The following is a 10,925-nucleotide window of genomic DNA, read 5'->3' on the forward strand; positions in this document are numbered from 1 at the left end:
TCTCGTTACCATTTTCACATTATTTGCATTATCATTTGTTTTATTTCCAAGCTTGGAATCGCTGTGAATACGATTACTCTTCTTCAGCCAGATGATTGGCATGCACATTTACGTGACGGTCTAGCCCTAAAGCGTACAGTTCCTGATTTAGCACAACAATTCTCTCGCGCGATTTGTATGCCAAACACCGTACCACCGGTAAAAACCGTTGAAGAAGCAAATGCATACCGTGAACGTATCATGGCACATGTTCCTGAAGGCGTTCACTTTGACCCGCGCATGGTGCTCTATTTCACAGACAACACACCTGCAAGTGAAGTTAAAAAAATTAAAGAATCTGAGCATGTTAATGCCATTAAGCTCTATCCAGCAGGTGCAACCACGAACTCGGACAGTGGTGTCAGCGATATTAGTAAAGTATATGGTGTGATTGAGCAACTCGAAGAACACCAAGTGCCATTACTCTTACATGGTGAAGTGACGCATAACCATGTCGATATTTTTGACCGTGAAAAACGTTTCCTTGATGAAGTACTTTCTCCACTGTTAAAACAGTTCCCTAAATTAAAATTGGTGCTAGAACACATCACCACAAGTGAAGCTGCGCATTTTGTATTAGAACAAGACCGTAATGTCGCTGCGACAATCACACCGCAACATTTATTGTTTAACCGTAATGATATGTTGGTGGGTGGCATTAAACCGCATTTCTATTGCCTACCGATATTAAAACGTCAAACCCATCAGCAAACTTTGCTTGAAGTCGCGACCAGTGCGAACCCTAAATTTTTCTTAGGTACAGACAGTGCGCCGCACTCAAAAAATGCTAAAGAAAATGCATGTGGCTGTGCAGGATGTTATAGTGCACCAACAGCAATTGAGCTATACGCTCAAGCATTTGATCAAGTCGGTAAAATCGACCGTTTAGAAGGTTTTGCAAGCCACTTTGGTGCAGACTTCTACGGACTCCCTCGAAATACCAATACCATTACTTTGGTAAAAGAAGATCAAGTGATCCCTGAAAGTTTAGACTATTTGGATGGCGAAAAAATTATTCCGTTGTATGCGGGTAAGACCATCCAATGGAGAAAAGTGTGACAGATGAAACTCGACCAGTCATTGGTCAACGTTTCCGTGGATTCCTACCTGTTGTTGTCGATGTCGAAACAGCAGGTTTTAATTCACAGACCGATGCCTTACTGGAAATTGCAGCTATTCCTATTGTGTATGATGCAGAAGGTAATTTTGTACCGGGTGAAGCCCACCATGCACATATCAATCCATTTGAAGGTGCCAACCTTGACCGTCGTTCACTGGATTTTATTGGTGTAGATCCATTTAATCCGATGCGTATGGCCATGGCTGAAGATGAAAAATCAGCATTAAAACGTATTTTTAAGTCAGTGAATGAAGTACGTCGTCAACAAAACTGCACTCATGCTGTTTTAGTTGGTCACAATGCCCATTTTGATTTAGGGTTTGTACAGGCAGCTATTGCACGTACAGGGACAAAAAATCAAAATCCTTTCCATAGTTTTTCCGTATTCGATACAGTGACTTTGAGCGCTGTAATGTTTGGACAAACTGTGCTGGCAAAATCATGTATTCAAGCAGGTATTGAGTTTGATGGTAAAGAAGCACACTCTGCACTTTACGATACTCAGAAGACCGCTGAACTGTTCTGCTATATTTTGAACAAACTCGGCCCTCACCTACTTGACACTATGATGGCGGATCAATAAGATACCGCCATCTTCTAAACGTCCCTATCGTCTAGAGGCCTAGGACATCGCCCTTTCACGGCGGTAACCGGGGTTCGAATCCCCGTAGGGACGCCAATTCTTATTCAGACTTTCTCCAAGCTGAATATTCAAGTCTATTGAATACACATCACCATCTCTCCTGATTATTCAAAATTTTCATTGAATTTGTTGTGTATTAAAAAATCACTTATTGCAAATAATTCTCATTTCTATTGATTATTCTTGTAAAGTTAATGATAATCGCTATCGTTTTTATCTGCATAATTGTTGACAGCCATGCGCTTTGCCTATTCTCCCCTTAATATCGCAATTTTGACTGCTTTAGCATCTCAAACGTATGCAAATGAAAGCAAGATCTCCGAAGAAATCAAAACCAATACGGTGTCGATGACACCTATTGAGGTTGAAGTCAAAGCCAAGCAAGAAGTAGGTAAAACCGTCTACACCAAAGAAGATTTAGAAAAAACGCCGAATAGCTCAAAAAATATCACAGACTTTTTAAAAGTTAATCCAAATGTGCAGTTTAGCCGTGAACAACGTTCTGCAGATTCACAGGCTGAGCTACGACCATCCGAGATTTCTATTAATGGCGCGCAATCTTACCGAAATAAATTTGTAATTAACGGCGTCAATACCACCAATAACCTTGACCCTCTGGCAAGCGGCAACTCCTATTCAGGCAAGCTTGATGGTGGCTCACAAGGGATTGCCCTAAATACCGATTTAATTTGTAAATTAGAATTGATCGATAGTAATGTTTCTGCAGCATACGGCGAATTTACAGGTGGTGTAGTTAATGCTGAAACTTGTGCACCAAATACTGAAATTGGCAAAATCCACGGCTCCGTTACTTACGACTACACGGAAAGTGATTGGTCACGTTATCATTTTACCGATGAAGAAGAAGCTGCAGAGTTTGAAGATCCAACATCATCAAATAATAAAGAATATAAAAAACACGGCCTAAGCCTGAATCTATACAGCAAACTCTCTGAACAATGGGGCATCAATAGTTATGCCTCTAAACGTGAATCCATCGTTCCAGTAATGAGTGGTTTAGAAGATCGCAGTAAAGTCAAAAGCGAGCGTAATAATATCAACTTAGGGACTACCCTTTTTTACACACCTTCGGACACTGATATACGCTGAATTATCAGGAGACTTTCCCTTGGGAGATTCTAGGCAGCCAACTTATAAAAGTCTTCGGCCATTTGATTTGGTGTCTTAAAACCCAAACCCTTTTGAATTCTTCGATGATTATAAAATAACTCAATGTATTTTATAATATCTGCTTTGGCTTCTTTTCTGGTTTGATAGTTGTAATGATGCACTAACTCATTTTTCAGTATTCCCCAAAAGCTTTCAATCGGTGCATTATCGTAACAGTCTCCGCGCTTGCTCATTGAACCTTGAAAACCATATTGCTCAAGTATATTTCGATATTCATGGCTGCAATATTGACTTCCTCTGTCTGAATGCACAATCAGTTCTTTGGTTGGTTTTTGATTGTGAATAGCCATATTTAGCGCATTACAAACAAGCTGTGTTGTCATGCGCTCATTTAAGCTATAGCCAACCACTTGCTTCGTGTAAAGGTCTTTTACCGCTGCTAAATACAGCCATCCTTCAACAGTCCATATGTACGTAATATCACTTGACCATGCTTGATTTGGTCTAGTCATTGAGAATTGTTGCTCCAGCAGGTTTTCATAGATCGCTCGATTATGGTCACTATTCGTAGTCCTTTTAAAACGCTTGTGTCGCTTACAATACAGGTGGTTCAGCGCTTTTAGCTGACGTACAGCGTACATACTCATTTTTATACCCTGAGCTTGTAAGTATTTGGTTAATCGAATATAACCATAGCTCTGCCTTGTCTCCTCATGGGCTATTTTCACCAATATCGTCTGTTGATTTCGTTGAATCGTTCTTTTGCTCACGCCTCTCTTGAGCCAATCATAAAAACATGAAACTGAAACATGAAGTAATCGAGCCATTAAGGTAATTGGAAAAGAATATCTTTTTTGTTTCATATAGGCGTACCTTACTGACTTTCTTTGGCAAAGTACGCTGCTGCCTTTTTTAAAAATTCACGTTCCATTTCAGCTATTTTGAGCTGTTGTTTGAGTTTTTTATTTTCTTCGAGTAGAGCGTTTAGATCAGGTGAATACTGTTTTGTACCTGCTAAAGTTCCAGCCTTTGCTTTGGTATTCCAATTTGAAAGAGTTTGCATTGAAATGCTAAGTTGTCTAGCTGTTTCCGAGACATTGCCTTGATTGGCTTCAATTAATTTGATGGCTTCAGCTTTAAATTCTGTGGTGTAAGTCTTGTGTTTCTTGCTCATGGTAAACTCCTGATGAGTGTGTTTAGTTTACCAAGTTAAAACCTCCTGTTTTTTCAGCACACATCACACATCTTATACTTCCACTTCAAGATATCAAGCGACTGATTGCTGCTGATTGCAAACCCAGCTCAAACGATGTGACTTTTAACACCATCAATAGGATTTTAAAAAATGGCGATGGTTCTATTAATGAACAAGAAATTATTGCCAAATTAGAATTTTATAATGCATTAGGATTATTAAAAGCACATCAAACATACGGCCGTGGCTATCGTGCAGAAACATATAATTTACTCTACAAAGCTGCCGGTTTTGGTTTGCCTAATGTTTTTGATTATCTACTTAATATTAGACTCACAGTAAAATATACCGATGGTAACTTACTGAATACACATTTTGATGGTCGCTCCCCACAACTCGCTTTAACCCAAAAAATTTTAAAACTGGGTGTTGAGCCAAATGCTTCAACCATCACGATCATGCAACAACGGAACTTTAAACAACACTACCCCGACATTTACCAAGTCATCCTGTCCAATCTAGAACAGAAAAACCGTAAACTTTAATTAATTACAGCCTGACTGGTTTTGTTTATACTTCAGCTTGATCTATTTTGATGTAAGAACACCCTATGTTTAAAAAGTTGCTCTTGGTTTTAGCCATCTTATTTCCATCTGCACTCTATCTGTATATTGTGAGTCGTGATGACAACAAAGCCCCTGTAGCAGAACAAACTCAAGTACCTGCAACTTCTGAAGCTGAGTATCAAACTCCTGACCATTAATCCAATGGTCAGTGCTAAAGATTTAAATTTTAGATCAGTATTATCACATTATAAGAAAAATTCGATTTATCAATAATTTCACTGCATTCAATCATAAAATATACCTTTCGTTCAATTTTCTTTTCACTATGCATTCTCCCTCTGAACCTTCGCAACACTCGTCTGCTGAAGGTAAAAGTCCATCGCTTAAACGTGCGATGACGACTCGACACCTTGTGATGCTCTCACTTGGTGGTGCAATTGGTACTGGTTTGTTTATGGGTTCAGGTGAAGTTATTTCACAAGCTGGGCCTTTGGGCGCTGTACTTGCCTATATTATTGGCGGTCTAATTGCCTACATGGTCATGCTCTGTTTGGGTGAACTTGCCGTACATTTACCTGTTTCTGGCTCTTTTGGTGCTTTTGCAACAAATTATATTGGCCCGGGTACCGGTTATATGGTGTCTTGGATGTACTGGTTGGGCTGGTCTGCCACCTTAGGTACAGAATTTACTGCGGCGGCTATTTTGATGCAGGAATGGTTTCCACAAACCTCTATTTGGTTATGGACACTGATCTTTGCTGCTGGTGTACTGATTTCTAATCTAAGTTCTACACGCGCATTCGCAGAGTCAGAATTTTGGTTATCAATGGTGAAAGTTGCAACAGTGTTGATTTTCATCATCCTTGGTTTTGCCTGCATCTTTGGTTTCGTGCCTTTCCAAGGCTATGAATCAGCTCCAATGTTCCAGAATCTGACTGAACATGGTTGGCTGCCAAATGGTTTGTTCCCACTGTTTGCAACGCTATTGATCGTGAACTTTGCCTTTAATGGTACGGAGATGATTGGTATCGCTGCAGGTGAAACTGAAAACCCTGAAAAGAATGTGCCTAAAGCCATTCATGCTGCGGTATGGCGCTTAATCATTTTCTTTGTCGGCACTATTATCGTCATCAGTTCCCTGTTGACCTATACCGATGCAGGTTTAAATGTTGGTGGACATGGCGGCTTAAGTAGTAGCCCATTCGTTTCCGTATTTAACCTGATGGGCATTCCCTATGCAGAAGACTTAATTCGTTTCGTCATTATTACGGCTTTACTGTCTACAGCTAACTCTGGTTTATATGCTGCATCACGTATGATGTGGGCGCTGTCCGCACAAAAACAATTACCACGTGCTTTCGGCAAATTAAGCAAAACTGGTGTGCCTTATATTGCTGTATTGGTCACTATGATCGGTGGTTTACCAGGTCTATTGTCAGAACAATTTGGCGCAGATGTCATCTTCAAGAACTTGATGGGGGTTGCTGCCTTCACCATGGTGATCGTGTGGATGAGTATTTGCTGGAGTCAATTTAACTTCCGTCGCCAATGGCTGAAACAAGGTCATAGCGTGTCAGAACTTAAATTCCGTACACCATGGTTCCCGCTGGTTCCAATTCTTGGCTTTGTCTGCTGTACCGCAACAGGTTTAAGTATGGCTGCAGATCCTGAAATGCTTTCAGGCTTTATTGGCTGTCTGATCTTTATGGCGGCGTGTTATGCAGGTTATTATTGGTTATATCACGATAAATAAAATAGTTAAGGTGGCTCATTAGCCACCTTTTTTTATGAAACTATTTCTCTTCCCTATGAGAGAAAAATTAGGGTTTCCATATAAATTCAAAAATGATTTGTGGGAGCAGTTTAATCCACAAAAACCACTGTACAAATTATAATTTAAAGAAATAGTTCAACTGCTTTTCGTCAATGAGTTTTTATCCTCGCTCAACACCAAGATATAATCCCATACTTTCAACTCTAATGAGTCCTTTTCGGATTTTGCCCCTTTAGAAACATTAGCTAAAAGACACGCAGCTACTATTGCTAGAAATATTTGGATAGATACTCTCAAACTTGTATTAGATATTAATTCAACAAAAGTAAAGTTAAAAACTATTAATGAAAGTGGCAAAAGCACCCGACTTGAATTCATCTGTTTTTTAAATTCAGGAAAATCACGATTAATAACCAATAAATCTTGTTTGTCTTTACTCCACAACATTGGCTCAAAACTTACATCCAATTTTTTTTCTAATTTTTCAAGTTCTACATCATCACTAGACAACTGATATCTTCGAACCTTTAAGATTAAATATAATTTAAAAAAGCTCTGGATATCTAAAAAATAATGAGAATCATCTAAAGATTTGAGGTGATTATACGTAATTCTACTTTCCCCATCTAAATCCCTAAATAAAAGTTCATCAATAATTCTTTCAAACTCTGATTTACTGATATACGAAGAAAAATTATTTGGATAAACTTCAAACCAATGCAAATAATTCAATAAAACTATATAGAATCTTTCATGGACTTTGCCCACATTAAATTGATTGATTTCAAATAAAATTCCAGAAATAAACTCATTAAAATTATTTTTCATTAAAAAATTCTGTTTTTTGTTTCATTTATATACATTTAGAATATAACAATGAAACTCTATTTTGACAAATATAGATGGGCTATGTACTATACACCCACCTCAAAACGTCCCTATCGTCTAGAGGCCTAGGACATCGCCCTTTCACGGCGGTAACCGGGGTTCGAATCCCCGTAGGGACGCCAATTCTTCTGTCAGTTCTGACAAACTTAAAGTTTATTTATCTATAATTTATATTAATTGATTGCATCATCATTGCATTCTTCTCTACAATTACTCGCTTCATTATTTGATTCTCCTTTTTCTCTATGCAGTCATCACATTCTCCGAATGATGCTTCGCATCAGGGCAATTCTGCGCCGTTAAAACGCGCTATGAGTACTCGACATCTGGTGATGATTTCGCTTGGCGGCGCAATCGGTACTGGTTTATTTCTTGGTTCGGGTGAAGTCATTGCACAAACGGGGCCTGTAGGTGCCATTATTTCGTATTTTTTAGGCGGTATTATCGCCTATATGGTGATGCTTTGCTTAGGCGAGCTCGCTGTACATATGCCAGAATCTGGTTCATTTGGCGCTTATGCTAAACGCTATATCGGACCTGGTACGGGTTATACCATCACTTGGCTGTATTGGCTGACATGGTCAGTAACGCTAGGAACTGAATTTACCGCTGCTGCACTTTTAATGCAGGAATGGTTCCCAGACAGCTCTATGTGGATGTGGACCTTAATCTTTGGTGCTTTTGTATTCTGCTTGAATATGATTTCAACCAAATGGTTTGCTGAATCTGAATTTTGGCTAGCTTTAGTCAAAGTGATTACCGTTGTAGCCTTTATTATTTTAGGTCTATTGGCCATTTTTGGTGTTTTAGGCTATCGAGGCTATGAAGCTGCACCGCTGTTTAGCAACCTCACTGCACAAGGTTGGTTCCCTGAAGGCTTGTTCCCAATCTTCGCTACAATGTTGATTGTGAACTTTGCATTCTCAGGTACTGAACTGATTGGTGTTGCTGCGGGTGAAACCAAAGATCCAGCGAAAAATGTACCTAAAGCCATTAACACGGCGATTTTCCGCTTATTGATTTTCTTTGTGGGTACCATTGTTGTTATTACTGCATTATTGCCCCATCAAGAAGCTGGCTTATCTGCCGAAGGTGTAAGTAGTTCACCTTTCGTAACGGTATTCCAGCACATTGGTATTCCTTATGCAGAAGACATCATCCGCTTTGTGATTATCACAGCCCTACTTTCTGCTGCTAACTCTGGTTTATTTGCTGCATCTCGAATGATGTGGTCATTGTCCTATAGTAAGCAATTACCTGCGGTGTTCTCTAAAGTGAACTCACGTGGTATTCCTTATGTTGCGGTGATTGTGACCATGATCGGTGGTATGCCAGGCTTACTTTCTGAGCAATTTGCACCAGAAACCATCTTCAAAAACTTGTTAGGTGTTGCGGCATTTACCATGGTGGTGGTATGGATGAGTATTTGTTTAAGTCAATTCAACTTCCGTCGTCAGTGGTATAAAGAAGGCAAAACTGCAAAAGATTTAGCTTTTGCTGCACCACTCTTCCCAATCGTGCCGATACTCGGTTTTGTATTCTGTCTTATTACCTGTATTAGTATGGTATTTGACCCAGAAATGTTAACTGGCTTTATCTGCTGTATGATCTTCATTGTGGCGTGTTATATCAGCTACTACACCTTGTATCACAACAAAGATTGATCTGCGTTGTCATACCACCAAACACGATAAAAGAGTAACTTCGGTTGCTCTTTTTTTATGGCTATATTTTAATAAAAGTAGAATAAAAACTGGTCCGTCGATGAGGTGCAATATGCAGATCATCTTTATCCATGGCATGAATCAACAGCAACAAACTGCACGTTCGCTCGAACAGCATTGGCTTGCACTATTGTCTCAAGGCTTAAAGCAAAGCCATCAAGAGACTTTTTTATCGTATATACAGCACCATATGCGCATGCCTTTTTATGGGGACTTACTCACGCGTTATCATTTGCAGAATATGCTTCAAGCCAGCACCTTGACGCCTCAAACGTGGCCACATTTTCCGTTTATCCATCGTACTGAACTCCCAGAAAAATCACCAAAAGTACTTGAGCATCACGCTGTACAAAATAATCTACCTGACATCACCCTCAATGATGCTATTGGATTAAGCCAATCATTCAAATCGATCACTGCACTTGGCAAAGATCTTGCCCTACGCGATTTTGCAGTTTTAATGAATTATTTCCCAAAATTACATGCCACACTTTTGCATAAATTTTTGGTCGAAACTTATCTCTATTTATCCAATCCACACTTTATTCAGGCAGTTCATACTCGTCTGCATGAGCAATTACATCAAACGAAACCCACCCTGTTGATTGCACATTCGCTAGGTAGCGTGATTGCGTATCATTTTTTACTGTTACATCCTGAACTCAACATACAGCGCTTTATCACCTTGGGCTCACCTTTGGCTTTTCGTGTCATCCAAGCCCACTTACCTCAGCCTTTACAGCGACCTGATGCAATTTCAGGCGATTGGTTAAACTTTTATTCACATGATGATTTTCTCAGCGCTTTTCCACTGAGTCAGGCACCATTTGATTTTCAACCCGCCATTATCAACCAGCAAATTCAGACATCGATTGAACACCCACACGATATTGCTGGATATTTAACGCATCCAGAAGTTATTGCTACAATCTTACAAGTGTTGAAAAAACCGACATAAATAATGTATTTTTCAAACATTTTTAGCAAATTGTTTTAATTTTATGCACTCAACAACAAAAACTGAATTTATTTATAGAAAAGCGTTTGACACCCCCCGATTTTCACCCTAATATACGCCCACCTCTGAAACGTCCCTATCGTCTAGAGGCCTAGGACATCGCCCTTTCACGGCGGTAACCGGGGTTCGAATCCCCGTAGGGACGCCAATTTTCAGAAGTACATTTTATTAAGTCCCTATCGTCTAGAGGCCTAGGACATCGCCCTTTCACGGCGGTAACCGGGGTTCGAATCCCCGTAGGGACGCCATTATTTAGTCTAAAAACTTAGACTGAAATAAACGGTTTTAAAATTTGCTTTCTGTACTGTCCCTATCGTCTAGAGGCCTAGGACATCGCCCTTTCACGGCGGTAACCGGGGTTCGAATCCCCGTAGGGACGCCATATTCGAGCTGGTTTTAACCACTCATTAAAAAGCCCAAGCATTGCGACTTGGGCTTTTTTATTGCCTTAATTTCTAAATATTTCTTTTAAAAGTTTTGAATCATAAATGGCCTTAGGGGCAATCACCTGCTCATTCAGCAGAATATTTTGACCATAGCGCTGCCGCATTAGACGCTGCACTTCATTTTGTTTTAAATCAAATTGTTTAAGTTGCTGTAATGGAGAAAGTTCGATTCCTAAAGCATGCTGATAAGCTTTCCAAACAATTTCAGAACAGTAAATTGCACGGTCATCCCATTCAAAGTAAATATCATAGGGTGAACCGTACCGGTTTTGTCGGAGACCAACTTTCTTGAGAGAATGTTCCAATGACAAAACCAAAATATACCCCTGAAATCAGAGAAAGAGCGGTTCAATTATTGATTGAATCTGAAAAAGATTATCC

11 protein-coding genes and 5 tRNA genes are annotated in these 10,925 nt (G+C 39.6%); 13 read left to right on the forward strand and 3 right to left on the reverse strand.

The genetic code is table 11. From position 1 onward, the window contains the following. Positions 1-63 precede the first annotated feature (63 nt). From pyrC to FTT85_RS10765, 4 genes are all read left to right on the forward strand, one after another. Positions 64-1,098, forward strand: a complete 1,035-nt coding sequence (pyrC, locus tag FTT85_RS10750) for a dihydroorotase (RefSeq protein ID WP_111885770.1) — start codon at positions 64-66, stop codon at positions 1,096-1,098. Further along, positions 1,083-1,742 carry a ribonuclease T gene (gene rnt, locus FTT85_RS10755; RefSeq protein ID WP_078192915.1) on the forward strand — a complete coding sequence of 220 codons (660 nt, stop codon included), beginning with the start codon at positions 1,083-1,085 and terminating at the stop codon, positions 1,740-1,742. The genes pyrC and rnt overlap by 16 nt, the downstream gene beginning before the upstream one ends. Positions 1,743-1,762: 20 nt before the next feature. Next, positions 1,763-1,838: transfer RNA gene (locus tag FTT85_RS10760), tRNA-Glu, on the forward strand. A gap of 201 nt (positions 1,839-2,039) precedes the next feature. Further along, positions 2,040-2,912 (forward strand): TonB-dependent receptor plug domain-containing protein, encoded by an 873-nt coding sequence (locus tag FTT85_RS10765; protein WP_180183528.1) that lies wholly within the window; start codon positions 2,040-2,042, stop codon positions 2,910-2,912. Positions 2,913-2,941: 29 nt separating this feature from the next. Here FTT85_RS10765 and FTT85_RS10770 read toward each other — a convergent pair. Beyond that, a protein-coding gene (locus tag FTT85_RS10770; protein ID WP_180183529.1) for an IS3-like element ISAba22 family transposase occupies positions 2,942-4,107 on the reverse strand; the annotation gives its coding sequence in 2 pieces (ribosomal slippage) (positions 2,942-3,849 and positions 3,849-4,107; 1,167 coding nt in all). 137 nt (positions 4,108-4,244) lie between these two features. On the opposite strand from FTT85_RS10770, the gene FTT85_RS10775 reads away from it, so the two are divergent. The 3 genes from FTT85_RS10775 to FTT85_RS10785 all read left to right on the forward strand — a co-directional run bounded on the left by FTT85_RS10775 (position 4,245) and on the right by FTT85_RS10785 (position 6,447). Further along, positions 4,245-4,673: a hypothetical protein gene (locus FTT85_RS10775; protein WP_180183530.1), complete on the forward strand. Its 429-nt coding sequence runs from the start codon at positions 4,245-4,247 to the stop codon at positions 4,671-4,673. Between the two features lie 65 nt (positions 4,674-4,738). Then, the gene (locus FTT85_RS10780) at positions 4,739-4,891 is read left to right on the forward strand and encodes a hypothetical protein (protein ID WP_168379378.1); all 153 of its coding nucleotides are present in this window, start codon (positions 4,739-4,741) and stop codon (positions 4,889-4,891) included. Positions 4,892-5,019: 128 nt separating this feature from the next. Beyond that, complete coding sequence (locus tag FTT85_RS10785; RefSeq protein ID WP_180183531.1) at positions 5,020-6,447, forward strand: amino acid permease; 1,428 nt, start codon at positions 5,020-5,022, stop codon at positions 6,445-6,447. Positions 6,448-6,603: 156 nt separating this feature from the next. On the opposite strand, the gene FTT85_RS10790 is transcribed toward FTT85_RS10785, so the two are convergent. Further along, on the reverse strand, positions 6,604-7,296 hold the full coding sequence (locus FTT85_RS10790) for a hypothetical protein (protein WP_180183532.1): 693 nt from the start codon (positions 7,294-7,296) through the stop codon (positions 6,604-6,606). A 106-nt stretch (positions 7,297-7,402) separates the two neighbouring features. Between FTT85_RS10790 and FTT85_RS10795 the strand changes: the two genes are divergently transcribed. The 6 genes from FTT85_RS10795 (at position 7,403) to FTT85_RS10820 (ending at position 10,480) form a co-directional block, all read left to right on the forward strand. Beyond that, positions 7,403-7,478, forward strand: a tRNA-Glu gene (locus FTT85_RS10795). A gap of 123 nt (positions 7,479-7,601) precedes the next feature. Further along, on the forward strand, positions 7,602-9,020 hold the full coding sequence (locus tag FTT85_RS10800) for an amino acid permease (protein WP_078189154.1): 1,419 nt from the start codon (positions 7,602-7,604) through the stop codon (positions 9,018-9,020). Positions 9,021-9,132: 112 nt separating this feature from the next. Then, complete coding sequence (locus tag FTT85_RS10805; protein WP_111885776.1) at positions 9,133-10,038, forward strand: alpha/beta fold hydrolase; 906 nt, start codon at positions 9,133-9,135, stop codon at positions 10,036-10,038. A gap of 132 nt (positions 10,039-10,170) precedes the next feature. Continuing rightward, positions 10,171-10,246: transfer RNA gene (locus tag FTT85_RS10810), tRNA-Glu, on the forward strand. Between the two features lie 24 nt (positions 10,247-10,270). Next, a tRNA-Glu gene (locus FTT85_RS10815) sits at positions 10,271-10,346 on the forward strand. A gap of 58 nt (positions 10,347-10,404) precedes the next feature. After that, positions 10,405-10,480 (forward strand) — tRNA-Glu (locus FTT85_RS10820). A 66-nt stretch (positions 10,481-10,546) separates the two neighbouring features. On the opposite strand, the gene FTT85_RS10825 is transcribed toward FTT85_RS10820, so the two are convergent. Beyond that, positions 10,547-10,849, reverse strand: a complete 303-nt coding sequence (locus tag FTT85_RS10825; RefSeq protein ID WP_257232146.1) for a YiiX/YebB-like N1pC/P60 family cysteine hydrolase — start codon at positions 10,847-10,849, stop codon at positions 10,547-10,549. Between the last annotated feature and the right edge of the window lie 76 nt (positions 10,850-10,925).

This window comes from Acinetobacter sp. YH01020 (assembly GCF_013420275.1).
Taxonomy (GTDB): domain Bacteria; phylum Pseudomonadota; class Gammaproteobacteria; order Pseudomonadales; family Moraxellaceae; genus Acinetobacter; species Acinetobacter amyesii.

Coding starts and splice junctions, on each gene's coding strand:
- FTT85_RS10780 (WP_168379378.1), top strand. CDS start 4,739: ATGTTTAAAAAGTTGCTCTTGGTTTTAGCCATCTTATTTCCATCTGCA.
- FTT85_RS10785 (WP_180183531.1), top strand. CDS start 5,020: ATGCATTCTCCCTCTGAACCTTCGCAACACTCGTCTGCTGAAGGTAAA.
- FTT85_RS10800 (WP_078189154.1), top strand. CDS start 7,602: ATGCAGTCATCACATTCTCCGAATGATGCTTCGCATCAGGGCAATTCT.
- FTT85_RS10765 (WP_180183528.1), top strand. CDS start 2,040: ATGCGCTTTGCCTATTCTCCCCTTAATATCGCAATTTTGACTGCTTTA.
- FTT85_RS10805 (WP_111885776.1), top strand. CDS start 9,133: ATGCAGATCATCTTTATCCATGGCATGAATCAACAGCAACAAACTGCA.
- FTT85_RS10790 (WP_180183532.1), bottom strand. CDS start 7,296: ATGAAAAATAATTTTAATGAGTTTATTTCTGGAATTTTATTTGAAATC.
- rnt (WP_078192915.1), top strand. CDS start 1,083: ATGGAGAAAAGTGTGACAGATGAAACTCGACCAGTCATTGGTCAACGT.